Origin of the sequence: Pseudonocardia halophobica (genome assembly GCF_027922425.1) — a bacterium.
In the GTDB taxonomy this organism is placed as follows: Bacteria; Actinomycetota; Actinomycetes; order Mycobacteriales; family Pseudonocardiaceae; genus Pseudonocardia; species Pseudonocardia halophobica.
The window spans coordinates 1-13,430 of the sequence record NZ_BSFQ01000035.1 but is presented as its reverse complement, the minus strand read 5'-3'; the positions used below and the strand labels follow the sequence as shown (position 1 = coordinate 13,430).

Genomic DNA, 13,430 nt, shown 5'->3' with positions numbered 1-13,430 from the left:
TGACGGGTGATCTCCGCCCGGTCTTCCGTGCGGCCCGTCCGGGTGGCATTGTGACGCTGACGTCACACTCTCATTCGGGGCCGCCCGCCGGGGCGGCCCGCTCGTCGACACGGAGGGCGCCGCGATGAAGCCGCGCATCGGCACGACCCTGGCCAGCACGACCGACGCCACGACCGTGGTCGTGGTGCGGTGGGGGGACACGGACGTGGAGGTGACCTGCGGGGGCGCGCCGATGGTGGACGCGAAGGGCCCCGAGGCGGGCACGACGCACCCGGCCGACCCGGACCAGCAGGCGGGCACGCAGATGGGCAAGCGCTACGCCGACCCCGACCTCGGCATCGAGCTGCTCTGCACCAAGGCCGGTGCGGGCACCCTCGCGGCGGGTGGTGCGCCGCTGCCGCTCAAGGACGCCAAGCCGCTGCCGGCGTCGGACTGAGGCGGCGCGGTGAACCTGTCGGTGCTGCTGGACATGGCCGCCGAGGGCTTCGGCGACCGCGTCGTGGTGGGTACCCGGGCCGAGGGGCTGACGGCCGCGCGGGTCCGGGAGCTCGCCGCGGGGGGCGCGACCCTCGTGGCCGAGGCCGGCGCGGACGCGGTCCTCTACCTGGCGGTCAACGGCCCGGCTTTCCCGGTCGCGCTGTTCACCGCGGCCCGAGCCGGGGTGCCGCTGGTGCCGGTGAACTACCGCCTGGGCGCCGCGCAGCTCGACCACCTGGTCGCGCAGCACCCCAAGGCGCTGGTGATCGCCGACGCCGCGCAGGCCGCCGTGGCGGAGCGGGCCGGGCTGGGGTTCCGCACCCCGGCCGAGTTCCTGCGGGACGCCGCCGCGGCCGCCCCGGCGGAGGAGGGGTTCGTCGACCCGGACTCGGCCGCGGTGGTCATCTACACCTCGGGCACCACGTCGGCGCCCAAGGGTGTGGTGCTGCGGCACGCCAACCTGGTGTCGTACGTGCTCGGCACGGTGGAGTTCGCGGCCGCCGAGGAGACCGAGGCGGCGGTGATGAGCGTGCCGCCGTACCACATCGCGGCGGTGTCGAACGCGCTCACGAACCTCTACGCCGGCCGTCGGGTCCTGGTGTTGGAGGCGTTCACCCCGGCCGGCTGGGTCGACCTCGTGCGGACCGAGGAGGTCACCAACGCGATGGTCGTGCCCACGATGCTCGCCCGGATCATGGACGAGCCGGGCCTGGACCGGGCGGTGCCGTCGCTGCGGTCGCTGGCCTACGGCGGGGCGGCGATGCCGCGCCGGATCGTCGAGCAGGCCCTGGCCGAGTGGCCGCACGTCGGGTTCGTCAACGCCTACGGGCTCACCGAGACCTCCTCGACGATCACCGTGCTCGGCCCGGACGAGCACCGGGCCGCGCTGTCGTCGTCGGACGAGGCGGTGCGCGCCCGGTTGTCCTCGGCCGGCCGGGCGGTGCCCGGGATCGAGATCGAGGTCCGCGACGAGGACGGCACGCCGGTGCCGGCGGGCACGGCGGGGCGGATCTGGGTCCGCGGGGAGCAGGTGTCCACCGAGTACGCCGGCCGCGGCTCCTCGCTCGACGGCGCGGGCTGGTTCGACACCCGCGACCAGGGCCGGCTCGACGCCGAGGGGTACCTGTTCGTGGAGGGCCGGGTCGACGACACGATCATCCGCGGGGCGGAGAACATCGCCCCGGCCGAGATCGAGGACGTGCTGCTGGCCCACCCCGGCGTCGCCGACGCCGTGGTCGTGGGGGTGCCGGACGAGGAGTGGGGGCAGCGGATCGAGGCCGTGGTCGTCGCCCGCCCGGGCACCGACCTCGACGACACCGCCCTCGACGCGCTGCGCGAGACCGTCCGGGCCACCCTGCGCAGCTCGAAGACCCCGGACCGCATCACCGCCTGGCCCGAGATCCCCCGCACCCCGACCGGCAAACTGCTCCGCAGGGACGTCGTCGCCGGCCTCGCGCCGGCGGAGCAGATCCGTTGAGCGCCGGGAGGTCGTGGTGAAGATCGACACCAGCCTGCCCCTCGCCGGGCCGGCCGACCCGCGCGAGGCCGCCCGCCACGCCGAGGAGGCGGGGTACGACGGCCTGTGGGCGGCCGAGGTGAAGCACGACCCGTTCGTCGCGCTGACGCTCGCCGCGACCGTCACCGAGCGGGCCGAGCTCGGCACGTCCATCGCGCTCGCGTTCGCCCGCAACCCGATGAGCCTCGCCGCCACCGCCAACGACCTGCAGGTCCTCAGCGGCGGGCGGCTGCTGCTTGGGCTGGGCACGCAGGTCAGGGCGCACATCACCCGGCGGTTCTCGATGCCCTGGTCGCAGCCGGCCGCGCGGATGCGCGAGTTCGTGCTGGCCCTGCGGGCGATCTGGGAGTGCTGGGCGGACGGCACCCGGCTGGACTTCCGGGGCGAGTTCTACTCGCACACCCTGATGACGCCGATGTTCGTGCCGGAGCCGCACGGGTTCGGCGCCCCGAAGGTGCTGCTCGCCGGCGTCGGGGAGGCGATGACGCGGACCGCGGCCGAGGTGGGCGACGGTTTCCTTTGCCACGGGTTCACCACCGAGCGCTACCTGCGCGAGGTCACCGTGCCCGCGCTGCGGCAGGGCCGCGGGGGCGAGCTCGGCGACTTCCAGCTGGTCGGGCTGCCGATGATCGCGACCGGGCGGACCGAGGAGGAGCTGGCGCGGGCGGTGGCGGGCGTGCGCGCGCAGATCGCCTTCTACGGCTCCACGCCCGCCTACCGCGGGGTCCTGGACCTGCACGGTTGGGGTGCGCTCGGCGAGGAACTGCACGGGTTGTCGAAGCAGGGGGAGTGGGAACGGATGGGAACCTTGATCGACGACGACGTGCTCGACGCCGTCGCGGTGGTGGGCGAGCCGGAGGAGATCGCCCCCGAGCTGCTCCGCCGCTACGGCGACCTCTTCTCCCGCTGCTCGCTCTACACGCCCTGGGACGCCGACGCCGCGCTCGTCACGGGGATCGCCGCCGACGTGCGCACGGGTGCGGCCGAGGAGGGACAGGCATGAGTGTCGTCCGGACCGAGGACCGCGGCGCGGTCCGCATCGTCACGATCGACCGGCCGGAGGCCCGCAACGCCTTCGGCGGCGAGGTGATCTCGCAGCTGTACCGCGCGCTGGTCGAGGCGGACTCCGACGACGGCGTGCTCGCCGTGGTCCTGACCGGGGCCGACCCGGCCTTCTGTGCCGGCGTCGACCTCAAGCAGGCCGCGGCCGAGGGCGAGGCCTACTTCCGCCGGCACCGGGACGAGCCGGTGATCGCGCAGACCGGCCGGATGCGGAAGCCGATCATCGGCGCCGTCAACGGCGCCTGCTTCACCGGCGGCCTCGAGCTGGCGCTGGGCTGCGACTTCCTCGTCGCCTCCGAGCGGGCCGTCTTCGCCGACACCCACGCCCGGGTCGGCGTCCGGCCCGGGGGCGGGATGACGGCCCGGCTCCCGAGCGTGGTCGGGATGGCGTGGGCGCGGCGGATGTCCTTCTGCGGCGAGGTCGTCGACGCCGCGCTGGCCCTGCGGATCGGCCTGGTCACCGAGGTCGTACCGCACGAGCGGCTGCTCGACCGGGCCGTCGGGCTCGCGACCGCCGCCACCGAACCGCCCGCGGACGTGCTGCAGGCGGTCAAGCGGATGTACGTCGAGGGCTCGGGGGCGCCGGTGCAGGCGGCCCTGGAGACCGAGCGGGCCATCGCCGAGGCCGGTTCCACCGACCTGGCCGCGCTGGAGGAGCGACGGCGGGCGGTGACCGCCCGCAACCGCGCGCAGCTCGCGCGGTGAACCCCCGTCAGTGCTCCAGCACCAGGCAGAACGGGTGCCCGGCCGGGTCGAGGTAGACCCGGAAGTCCGTCCCGGGCTGCACCTCGTGCTTGCGCGCGCCGATCGCGAGGACCCGGGTCTCGCCCTCGTCGAGGTCCGGGACGTCGAAGTCGAAGTGGGCCTGCTGCGGGTGCGCGTCGCCCGGCCAGTCCGGGGGCGTGTGCCCTGGCGCGAGCTGGAAGGCGAGCGTGGCCCCGCCGCCGGGGACGAGCTCCACCCACTCGGTGCCGGGTGCCTCGTCGCCGGGGCGGATCGGCCAGCCGGTGAGCGCGGAGTAGAAGCGGGCGAGGCCCAGCGGGTCCCGGGTGTCGAGGGCGGCCACGGAGAAGGTCGCGATGCCGGTCATGGGCCGACCGTAGATCGGCGCGGGCGTCCGGCCCAGCGAGTTCCGCCGTCGTGGGGAAGGGTGGCGGCATGCACGACCGGTGGATCGACCACGCGATCTGGTGGCACGCCTACCCCCTCGGCTTCGTCGGCGCCGAGCGCGACGCGCTCGCGCCCGGCAGCCCCGTCGCGCACCGGCTCGGCCGGTTCGAGCCCTGGCTCGACCATCTCCTCGAGCTGGGGTGCTCCGGGCTGGCCCTCGGGCCCGTCTTCGCGTCGGAGACCCACGGTTACGACACCGTCGACCACTTCCGGATCGACCCCCGCCTCGGCGACGACGCCGACTTCGACGCGTTGGTCGAGGCTGCCCGCTCCCGCGGCGTGCGGCTGCTGCTCGACGGCGTGTTCAACCACGTCGGCCGCTCGTTCGCACGGTTCCGGGCCGCGGAGGAGGGCGATGCCGACGCCCGGCGCTGGTTCCGTTGGGAGGGCGACGGGCCCGCCACGTTCGAGGGGCACGGCCGGCTGGTCGCCCTGGACCACGACGAGCCCGCCGTGCAGGAGCACGTCGCCGCCGTCATGCGGCACTGGCTGGGCCGCGGCGCCGACGGCTGGCGGCTCGACGCCGCCTACCAGGTGCCGACGGCGTTCTGGCGGGCCGTGCTGCCCGGCGTGCGCGCGGAGTTCCCCGACGCCTGGTTCGCCGGCGAGGTGATCCACGGCGACTACGCCGCGATCGTCGCCGAGTCCGGGATGGACTCGGTCACCCAGTACGAGCTGTGGAAGGCGATCTGGAGCGCGTTCAACGACCGCAACCTCTGGGAGCTGGCCCACGCCCTGGAGCGGCACTCGGCGATGGTGGAGTCGTTCGCGCCGCTGACCTTCGTCGGGAACCACGACGTCACGCGGCTGGCGAGCCGGCTGGACCGCACCGAGCACATCGGGCACGCGGTGGCGGTGTTGATGACCGTCGGGGGTGTGCCGAGCGTCTACGCGGGCGACGAGCAGGCCTTCACCGGCGTCAAGGAGGAGCGCGAGTTCGGCGACGACGCCGTGCGCCCGCCCTTCCCGGACACCCCTGCCGAACTCGCCCCGTTCGGGGCTCCGGTGCAGGAGCTGCACCAGCGGCTCATCGGCATGCGCCGCCGGCACCCGTGGCTGGTCCGCGCCCGCACGACCGTCGAGCACCTCACCAACACGACGATGGCCTTCCGCTGCAGCGGTTCCGGCGGTGAGCTCGTCACCCTGCTGTCCGTCGACGACGAGCCCCGGCGTTTCCCCGACGAGCTCGGCGGGCAGACGCTGGAGGACGCGCAGGGCGGCACGCCCGACGAGGCACTCCTGCTCCCGCCGCACTCGTGGCGCGTGCTCGCCCCCTAGAGCTCTCCGGGAGGAACGATGACCGCAGTGACCGTGCTCGGGACCGGGATCATGGGCGCCGGGATGGCCACCAACCTGGCGAAGGCCGGCCTGGAGACCACTGTGTGGAACCGCACGCGGGACAAGGCGCGCCCGCTCGCCGACGCCGGGGCCCGGGTCGCGGAGGACCCCGCCGAGGCGGTGTCCGGCGCGGACGTGATCGTCACGATGCTGTTCGACGCCGACTCGGTCGCCGAGGTCATGGAGCGCGCGCTCCCCGCGGCCGAGCCGGGCGTGACCTGGGTGCAGACCGCGACGGTCGGGCTCGACGGCACCGAGCGGCTGGCCGCGCTGGCCGGCGAGCACGGCGTCGCGTTCGTCGACGCGCCCGTGCTCGGCACCCGCCAGCCCGCCGAGGCCGGGCAGCTGGTGGTCCTCGCGGGCGGGCCGGCGGAGGTGCGCGCGGCCGTCGCCCCGGTGTTCGACGCCATCGGCTCGCGTACGGTCTGGGTCGGCGACCGTCCGGGGGACGGGCACCGGCTCAAGCTCGTCGCGAACTCGTGGGTGCTGTCGATCGTGACCGCGACCGGGCAGGCCGTCGCACTGGCGCAGGCGCTGGGGATCGACCCGCAGCAGTGGCTCGACTCGATCGCCGGCGGGCCGCTCGACAGCGGGTACGCGCAGCTCAAGGGCAAGGCGATGATCGCGGGCGAGTTCCCGCCCGCCTTCGCGCTCGACGGTGCGGTCAAGGACTCCGGCCTGATCGCCGAGGCGCTCGCCTCCCACGGTGTCTCCGACGGGCTCATGAACGCCATGCACGACCGCTTCGCCGCCGCCGCGGCCCGCGGGCACGCCGACGAGGACATGGCGGCGGTGCTGCACGGCTTCCGGGAGGAGTGAGCCGGCGCGAACCGCGCGGAACCGTCGAGAACTGCCCATCGTGATCACGCGTGCACGGACAGTGGAAATGTGTCCGGAATCGTGCTGCGGACCATTCGCGAAAGGGGTTACCGGTTCGTTAACATCCCTCCGGCCGTCCGGCAGCGGAGGGCGCGCGGCCTAGGCTGGCCGCGCGTCGGGACACCGGTGTGGACGGCACGGCACGGAGAAGGCGGTGGTGGGCAGCATGATCGGCGGTACACCGGGGCCGGTTCCCCGAGCCTGCGCTCCCGCGTGAGCGCGAACACCGGCGACACCGCCTGGGTGCTGGCGAGCGCCGCCCTGGTCATGCTGATGACCCCGGGCCTCGCATTCTTCTACGCCGGAATGGTGCGGGCGAAGAGCGTCCTGAACATGCTGATGGCCAACGTCGTCTGCCTCGTGGTGGTCGGCCTGGTGTGGGCCGTGGTCGGCTTCGACCTGACCTTCGGCGACGACGGGGGCCCCGGCCTGATCGGCTCCATCGGCACGGCCGGTGACCACTGGTCGGTCACGCAGCTCGCCGGGTTCGCCGGCGACGGCGTGCCCTGGCCGGGCGCGCACGCGGTGCCGGTGCTGGCGTTCGCGATGTTCCAGCTGATGTTCGCGGTGATCACGCCCGCGCTGATCTCCGGCGCGGTCGCGGAGCGGACCCGGTTCTGGCCGTGGGTCGTGTTCGTGGCGCTGTGGAGCGTGCTCGTCTACGCCCCGGTCGGCCACTGGGTCTTCGCCTTCGACGGGTTCCTCGCGCCCGACGCCGTCGGCGGGTGGATCGCGAACCGGCTGCAGGCCGTCGACTTCGCGGGGGGCACCGTCGTGCACATGAACGCCGGCGCCGCGGCGCTCGCGCTGGCCGTCGTGCTGGGCCGGCGCAAGGGCTGGCCGGACGTCGTCGCCCGGCCGCACAACCTGCCCTTCACCGTGCTGGGCGCGGCGCTGCTGTGGTTCGGCTGGTACGGGTTCAACGCGGGATCGGCCCTGTCCGCCGACGGCCTCGCGGCCATGGCCTTCGCCAACACCACGGTCGCGACGTGCGCGGCCGTGCTGGCCTGGCTGCTCGTCGAGCAGCTGCGGACCGGGCGCCCGACCACGCTCGGTGCGGCGTCCGGGGCCGTCGCCGGGCTCGTCGCGATCACGCCCGCCTGCGGGTTCGTGGACCTCTGGGGCGCGATCGCGATCGGCGTGGTCGCCGGCGTGATCTGCCCGCTGACCTGCGCGCTCAAGTGGCGGTTGCGGCTCGACGACTCGCTCGACGTCGTCGCGATCCACCTGGTCGGCGGGCTCGTCGGCACCCTGCTCGTCGGCGTGTTCGGCACCACCGCCGTCAACGCGGCCCTGCCCGCCGACGGCCTGGTCCACGGCGGCGGGTTCACCCAGCTCGGCCGGCAGGCGGTCGCGGCCGGGGTGGTCGCGGGCTACTCGTTCGTCGTCACCCTCCTGCTCGGCTACCTGATCCGCGTCACCATCGGGTTCCGGGCGTCGGCGGAGGCCGAGGCGGGCGGGCTGGACCTGCACGAGCACGCCGAGACGGGCTATGACGTGACCGCCACGCGCAGCGGCGTCGGTCCCGAGGGCGGCGCGGACGGTCGCGTCCCGCCCGGACCGCTGCCCGTGCCGCGGCACGCCACCGACCCGGGCCGCATCCCGGTCCAGGCCCCGCCGATCCTCCTCGACCCGCACCGGAACCGGGGCGCCGATCCCCGCCACTCCCGCGACCTCGGCCACGCCTCCCGGGGCGTCCCCGCGCCCCGCCGCGAACAGGGCTGAGGACGCATCCGGCGGCGTCGGACGCGCAGCGTGACCACTGTCACGCCGGTCGAAGGACTTCGGTCGGCGCCATTCGGTAGGAGCGCGGAATTGCCGGGCGCATTCGTGCGCGGCTGAGTGGTACTCGCCCAGGTACACAATGGAAAACGTCGGGCGGGTCGCCTCTCGTGCTTCCCGCAGTGGCTGAGCGGACCGTGCGCGAACGGCTGCGCTGAGCGTACGACCTGCCTCACCAGAGGTGATCACGACACTCCATATCGTCGCGAAATGGTTGCGTGGCGGATTGCCGCACACGACCGACGCGCCCCTACCCGAAAGGTGTGTGAGGATGCCCTAACAGGTCCGAGGGGTGGAGCGAGGAGGACGGGGAATGCACACGACGCCGAGTCGCGGGTGGACGGCGGGCGACGTTGAGTGACACGTCCTGTGCCGACCGCGCCCGCGCGGGCACCGATCACGAGGACCGCGCCGCCCGGATGGTGCACGCCCACGACCACGCGACCGTGCTGCCGGTGCGCGCGGACGGGGTCGCGGCGCTCGGGACCCGGGTGCACCTGCTGGGCGCGGGGGTCGAGCGCGTGGTCGAGGTGGTCGCGCGCCGGCAGCGGATGCGCTCCACCGAGGTCCACGCACTCGTGGTGATCGCGGCCGCCGAGTCCGCGGGCGTCCCCGCGACGCCCGGGGAGCTCGCCCAGACGCTGCGGCTGACCACCGGTGCGATCACCGGGATCGTCGACCGGCTCGTCCGGTCCGGACACGTCCGCCGCGACCCGGACCGCGCCGACCGCCGCCGGATCCGGCTGGGCTGCCGCGAGGCCGGCCGTGCCGTGGCCGCCGAGCTGCTCGACACCCTCGGCCACCGGGCGTCCGGTGTGGTCGGTGCGCTGAGCGCGGACGAGCTCGCCGTCGTCGACCGGGTCCTCGGCGAGCTCGCGACCGCCCTCACGGCCTACCTGCTCTCCCCGGAGGCCCGCGGGGAGCCCTGACCGGCGTTCACCCGCAGCTGATCGCCCCACCCCGTTCCGCGTCCTACGCTCGGCCCCACCACTCCCGACCGCCCACCGACGGAGGCCGCATGCCCCGGACCGCGCTGACCATCCCGGCCCCCGACGGCGAGTGCGCCGCCACGCTGCACACCCCGGAGGGGGAGGGGCCCTGGCGCGGCGTGCTGATGTACCCGGACGCGGGCGGGGTGCGGGAGATCTTCCTGGGGATGGCCGACCACCTCGCCGATCTCGGCTACGCGGTGCTGCTGCCGGACGTCTACTACCGCGCGGGCGGGTTCGAGCCCTTCGACGTCGCGACGCTGTTCAGCGACCCCGCCGAGCGGGCGCGGATGGGGGAGCTGGCCCGGCCGCTGACCGCGCAGGCGATCGGGGCCGACGCGGCCGCGTACGTCGACGCCCTGCTCGCCCGGCCCGAGGTCCGCGGCGACGCCGTCGGCACCACGGGCTACTGCATGGGAGGCCGGGCCGCGCTGATCGCGGCGGGTGCGCTGGGCGGCAGGGTCGCGGCCGCGGCGTCGTTCCACGGCGGGCGGCTGGCGGTGCCCGACGACCCGGACAGCCCGCACCACCGCGCCGCCGACGTCCGGGCCACGGTCTACGTCGCCGGGGCGCACGACGACGCGTCGTTCGGGCCGGACCAGTTCGCGCTGCTCGACGAGGCCCTCACCGCGGCCGACGTGCGGCACACCCTCGAGACCTACCCGGCCGGGCACGGCTTCGCGGTCCCGGACAACCCCACGCACGACGCCGACGCCGAGAAGCGGCACTGGGCCGCCCTCGCCGACCTCTACGCGGCCGCGCTGCCCTGACGCCGCTGCCCTGACGCCGCTGCCCTGACGCCGCTGCCCCGACGCCGCTGCCCTGACCGCCGCTCCCGGTCAGCTCGGCAGGTCGGCCGCGGGGAAGGGCCGGCGCTCGTCGAACCGCAGGGACAGCCGACCGGCGGCCCGCCAGGCGCGCGCCACCAGGTCCGTGTCCTCCTCGGTCACCAGGTTGCCCATGACCCGCAGCGCGACCCGCATCAGCGGGGTCGAGCGCATGCCGACGGGGCCGGCAAGCGGGAGCAGCCTCGGGATCGTGAGCAGGCCGGCGAGCCGGCGGGCGATGGAGAAGGCCTGGCCGTAGTGCCCGCGCAGGGTGGCGGGCCAGGCCCGGTCGAGGTCCTTCTCGCTGGCCGTCAGCTCCGCGACGAGCCGGCCGGTCTCCAGGCCGTAGTCGATGCCCTCGCCGTTGAGCGGGTTGACGCAGCCCGCGGCGTCGCCGACCAGCGCCCAGTTCGGCCCGGCGACCCCGGACACCGCCCCGCCCATCGGCAGCAGCGCGGAGCGGACCAGCCGGACCGGCCCGTCGAGCTGCCAGTCCTCGCGGCGCAGGGTCGCGTAGTGCTCGATCAGCGACTTGAGCTGGACGCCCGCGGGGCGCTTGTCGGTCGCGAGCGTGCCGACGCCGATGTTGACCTCGCCGGTGTGCAGCGGGAACACCCAGCCGTACCCGGCGAGCACCTCGTTCTCGGTGCCCCGCAGCTCCAGGTGCGAGGAGATCCAGGGGTCGTCGTGCCGGCCCGAGCGGATGTAGCCGCGGGCGGCGACGCCGTAGGCGGTGTCCTTGTGCCACTCCCTGCCGAGCACGCGGCCGAGCGTCGACCGGGCGCCGTCGGCCACGACCAGCCGCTCGCAGCGGATCGTGGCGCTCCCGCCCTCGGCCAGCGCGAACGTGACGCCGGAGACCCGCTCGCCGTCGCGTTCCACTCCGACGGCCTTCGCGCCCTGCACCGGCACGGCCCCGGCCTCGAGGGCGACCTCGCGGATGCGCGCGTCGAGCTCGGTCCGGGCCACCGCGCTGCCCTCGGAGGGCAGCGACCCGCCCGGCCACTCCAGCAGCAGCTCCTGCCCGAAGCCCGCCGCCCGCAGGCCCCGGTTCGCGCCGTGCCCGCGCACCCACTCGCCCAGCCCCAGGCGGTCCAGCTCCGCGATCGCGCGGGGGGTGAGCCCGTCGCCGCAGGTCTTGTCCCGGGGGAAGACCGCGGCGTCGGCCAGGACGACGTCCAGACCCTGCCGGGCGGCCCACGCGGCAGCCGCGGACCCCGCCGGCCCGGCCCCGACGACGAGCAGGTCGGTGGACCCGGGGACGGGGCTGGGATCAGGCGCCATGCCACCAGTGTGACAAGCGGAGATCGGTACCGAGGAGCAGGGCGGGCGGGGTCACAGCACGCAGGCGGCGACGCCCGGGCACCCCTTCGGCCCGGGCGTCGCCCCGACTCGCGCGCTCAGACCTCCCGGGCCCGGGCGGCGACCCGCATCGAGGCGGCGGCCGCGCTGCCGGTGAGGGTGGCGACGGCGAGTCCGATCACCAGGTGCACCGCGGCGAGGGCGAGTGCCGCGCCGAGGGACGCCGTGGTGACGAAGGGCAGGACGACGGCGACCGCGGTGCCCAGCCCGACGATCCAGCCCAGGTACTCCAGCGGCCGCGGGGTCGAGAGCAGCAGCAGGTGGGCGATGCCGGTGGCGGCCAGGGCGGCCGTCGCGGCGAGGGTGCAGAGCAGGACGATCCCGGCCGTGCCGAAGGTGCCGGTGACGAGGGCGTGCGCCCCCGGGACGAAGCCCGCGACGACCCGCACGACGAGCGCGCCGACCAGCCCGGCCAGTGCCGCGACCACGGCGGTGGCGAGCCCGCCCGACCACAGCCGGCCCGCGTCGGCCGCGGGCCGGGCCGGGCGCGGGGACGGGATGCGGCGGGTGGGGTAGACGGTCTCCGGGGTGACGGCGAATCCGTAGGGGGCGGTCATGGCGAGCCTTCTTCCGGCCTTGCGCGGGTGGTTCCCGCGGCACGGGAGAAGGGTCGCGCCGCGGCGCGGCCGGCACCGTCGGGCGACCGGACGGCCCGCGGGTCGATCCCGGTGTCGGGCGATCGGGGGACGGCGGGGTCGGCCGGCCGGTCAGGCCCGGGCCGGCACCTCCGGGGCGGTGGGGAGCAGGGACCGCATGGCCAGCACGCCGAGCACCGGGCCCGGGAGCAGGACGAGCAGCGCGGCCGGCCACCCGCCGGCGGCCGCGACGAGTGGGACCACCTGGATGCTCACCGCGGTGAGCAGGAAACCCAGCGCGGTCTGCGTGGTCAGCGCGGTGCCGACGTACCGGCGGTCGGCGACGTCGCTCAGCGCGCCGGTGAACACGCCGGAGTCCGCGACCACCGACGCGCCCCACACCGCGCAGAACACGACCAGCCCCGGCGTACCGGCACCGATCATCACCGGCGAGAGCAGGCAGCACGTGCCGCTGACGGCCAGCGCGGTGATCGCGACGGGCGCCGGCCCCACCCGGTCCGCCACCCGGCCGGCCACCGCGCAGCCCACGGCGCCCGCGAGGCCGGAGGTCGCGAACACGACCAGCTCGATCGGCAGCCCGCGCGGCTGGGTGGTCGCGGCCGGGGCGGCGGCGAGGTAGGCCGGCAGCCAGGTCCAGAAGGCGTAGAGCTCCCACATGTGCCCGAGGTAGCCGCACACCACGAGCCGCGGCCCGCGTTCGCGGAGCATCCGCACGGCGTACCGGCTGTGGGGCGGCGGCGCGGGCGCGTGCCCCGGGCCGGGCCGGACGAGCGTGGCGGCGAGCAGCGCGGCCAGCAGGCCCGCCGCCGCGGCGCCGAGCAGGACGCCGCGCCAGGGCAGGGCCGGTCCGGCGAGGCCGCCGAGCAGGTGGGGGAGGGCCGAGCCGAGCGTCAGGGCCCCGACCAGCACACCGAGGTCGCGGAACCGGCTCCCCGGCCCGGACCAGGACGTCGTGAGCTTCATGCCGACCGGGTAGACCCCGGCGAGGAGGACGCCGGTCAGCGCGCGGAGGGCGAGCGCGGGCCCGGGAGAGTCGACGACGGTGGCCAGCACCAGCGTGCACACGGCGGCGCCGAGCGCGGACCAGGCCAGCAGCCGGTGCGGGCGCACCCGGTCCGGCAGCGTGAACACGGCCGAGGTGACCGCGCCCGCGACGAACCCGAGTTGGACCGAGACCGTCAGCCAGACGACCGTGGCGTCGCCGATGCCCCACTCGACCCGCAACCGCGGCACCACCGCCGAGGCCGAGAACCACACCGCGAGCCCCAGGACCTGGACCAGCGCGATCGCGGCGCGCGGGCCGGTCCACGCGGGAACACGGTGGCGGGCGACCCGCATCGGTCCTCCGTAAGGTTGTTGATGTTCGGGACGAGGTGTTCCGGACGCCCGCGACGGCAGGGTGTGGCTGATCGGTTCTTGTCGTTGGTGGCTT

The 13,430-nt window shown here is 75.4% G+C and carries 13 protein-coding genes; 9 read left to right on the top strand and 4 right to left on the bottom strand.

Annotation, left to right across the window (positions count from 1 at the left end):
- Positions 1 to 124 precede the first annotated feature (124 nt).
- The 4 genes from PKE99_RS29020 to PKE99_RS29005 are packed head-to-tail and all read left to right on the top strand — an operon-like array spanning position 125 to position 3,760.
- Positions 125 to 436 carry a hypothetical protein gene (locus PKE99_RS29020; RefSeq protein ID WP_037051076.1) on the top strand — a complete coding sequence of 104 codons (312 nt, stop codon included), beginning with the start codon at positions 125 to 127 and terminating at the stop codon, positions 434 to 436.
- 9 nt (positions 437 to 445) lie between these two features.
- The gene (locus PKE99_RS29015) at positions 446 to 1,954 is read left to right on the top strand and encodes a class I adenylate-forming enzyme family protein (RefSeq protein WP_037051074.1); all 1,509 of its coding nucleotides are present in this window, start codon (positions 446 to 448) and stop codon (positions 1,952 to 1,954) included.
- A 16-nt stretch (positions 1,955 to 1,970) separates the two neighbouring features.
- Positions 1,971 to 2,996 carry a TIGR03617 family F420-dependent LLM class oxidoreductase gene (locus PKE99_RS29010; protein WP_037051204.1) on the top strand — a complete coding sequence of 342 codons (1,026 nt, stop codon included), beginning with the start codon at positions 1,971 to 1,973 and terminating at the stop codon, positions 2,994 to 2,996.
- A complete protein-coding gene (locus tag PKE99_RS29005; RefSeq protein ID WP_037051072.1) occupies positions 2,993 to 3,760 on the top strand; it encodes an enoyl-CoA hydratase in 768 nt (255 codons plus the stop codon). The genes PKE99_RS29010 and PKE99_RS29005 overlap by 4 nt, the downstream gene beginning before the upstream one ends.
- 7 nt (positions 3,761 to 3,767) lie before the next feature.
- On the opposite strand, the gene PKE99_RS29000 is transcribed toward PKE99_RS29005, so the two are convergent.
- Complete coding sequence (locus tag PKE99_RS29000) at positions 3,768 to 4,145, bottom strand: VOC family protein (RefSeq protein ID WP_037051068.1); 378 nt, start codon at positions 4,143 to 4,145, stop codon at positions 3,768 to 3,770.
- 68 nt (positions 4,146 to 4,213) lie between these two features.
- On the opposite strand from PKE99_RS29000, the gene PKE99_RS28995 reads away from it, so the two are divergent.
- The 5 genes from PKE99_RS28995 to PKE99_RS28975 all read left to right on the top strand — a co-directional run bounded on the left by PKE99_RS28995 (position 4,214) and on the right by PKE99_RS28975 (position 9,983).
- The gene (locus PKE99_RS28995; protein WP_037051067.1) at positions 4,214 to 5,503 is read left to right on the top strand and encodes an alpha-amylase family protein; all 1,290 of its coding nucleotides are present in this window, start codon (positions 4,214 to 4,216) and stop codon (positions 5,501 to 5,503) included.
- An 18-nt stretch (positions 5,504 to 5,521) separates the two neighbouring features.
- On the top strand, positions 5,522 to 6,382 hold the full coding sequence (locus PKE99_RS28990; RefSeq protein WP_037051066.1) for an NAD(P)-dependent oxidoreductase: 861 nt from the start codon (positions 5,522 to 5,524) through the stop codon (positions 6,380 to 6,382).
- Positions 6,383 to 6,709: 327 nt separating this feature from the next.
- Positions 6,710 to 8,167, top strand: coding sequence for an ammonium transporter (locus PKE99_RS28985; protein WP_197040809.1), 1,458 nt, complete (start codon positions 6,710 to 6,712; stop codon positions 8,165 to 8,167).
- Between the two features lie 410 nt (positions 8,168 to 8,577).
- Positions 8,578 to 9,153, top strand: coding sequence for a MarR family winged helix-turn-helix transcriptional regulator (locus PKE99_RS28980; protein WP_051738033.1), 576 nt, complete (start codon positions 8,578 to 8,580; stop codon positions 9,151 to 9,153).
- 89 nt (positions 9,154 to 9,242) lie between these two features.
- On the top strand, positions 9,243 to 9,983 hold the full coding sequence (locus PKE99_RS28975) for a dienelactone hydrolase family protein (RefSeq protein WP_037051065.1): 741 nt from the start codon (positions 9,243 to 9,245) through the stop codon (positions 9,981 to 9,983).
- A gap of 69 nt (positions 9,984 to 10,052) precedes the next feature.
- On the opposite strand, the gene PKE99_RS28970 is transcribed toward PKE99_RS28975, so the two are convergent.
- From PKE99_RS28970 to PKE99_RS28960, 3 genes are all read right to left on the bottom strand, one after another.
- Entirely contained in the window at positions 10,053 to 11,324 is a 1,272-nt protein-coding gene (locus tag PKE99_RS28970) for a geranylgeranyl reductase family protein (RefSeq protein WP_037051063.1), read from the bottom strand.
- Between the two features lie 116 nt (positions 11,325 to 11,440).
- Entirely contained in the window at positions 11,441 to 11,959 is a 519-nt protein-coding gene (locus PKE99_RS28965) for a DUF6069 family protein (RefSeq protein WP_051738032.1), read from the bottom strand.
- A gap of 150 nt (positions 11,960 to 12,109) precedes the next feature.
- Positions 12,110 to 13,336 carry an MFS transporter gene (locus tag PKE99_RS28960; RefSeq protein ID WP_051738031.1) on the bottom strand — a complete coding sequence of 409 codons (1,227 nt, stop codon included), beginning with the start codon at positions 13,334 to 13,336 and terminating at the stop codon, positions 12,110 to 12,112.
- Positions 13,337 to 13,430: the final 94 nt, after the last annotated feature.

Bases quoted from the DNA above. Each gene is read 5' to 3' on its own strand.
- PKE99_RS28975 (WP_037051065.1), top strand. From the start codon at position 9,243: ATGCCCCGGACCGCGCTGACCATCCCGGCCCCCGACGGCGAGTGCGCC.
- PKE99_RS28985 (WP_197040809.1), top strand. From the start codon at position 6,710: ATGCTGATGACCCCGGGCCTCGCATTCTTCTACGCCGGAATGGTGCGG.
- PKE99_RS28970 (WP_037051063.1), bottom strand. From the start codon at position 11,324: ATGGCGCCTGATCCCAGCCCCGTCCCCGGGTCCACCGACCTGCTCGTC.
- PKE99_RS29000 (WP_037051068.1), bottom strand. From the start codon at position 4,145: ATGACCGGCATCGCGACCTTCTCCGTGGCCGCCCTCGACACCCGGGAC.
- PKE99_RS28960 (WP_051738031.1), bottom strand. From the start codon at position 13,336: ATGCGGGTCGCCCGCCACCGTGTTCCCGCGTGGACCGGCCCGCGCGCC.
- PKE99_RS28990 (WP_037051066.1), top strand. From the start codon at position 5,522: ATGACCGCAGTGACCGTGCTCGGGACCGGGATCATGGGCGCCGGGATG.
- PKE99_RS29020 (WP_037051076.1), top strand. From the start codon at position 125: ATGAAGCCGCGCATCGGCACGACCCTGGCCAGCACGACCGACGCCACG.
- PKE99_RS28965 (WP_051738032.1), bottom strand. From the start codon at position 11,959: ATGACCGCCCCCTACGGATTCGCCGTCACCCCGGAGACCGTCTACCCC.
- PKE99_RS29005 (WP_037051072.1), top strand. From the start codon at position 2,993: ATGAGTGTCGTCCGGACCGAGGACCGCGGCGCGGTCCGCATCGTCACG.
- PKE99_RS28995 (WP_037051067.1), top strand. From the start codon at position 4,214: ATGCACGACCGGTGGATCGACCACGCGATCTGGTGGCACGCCTACCCC.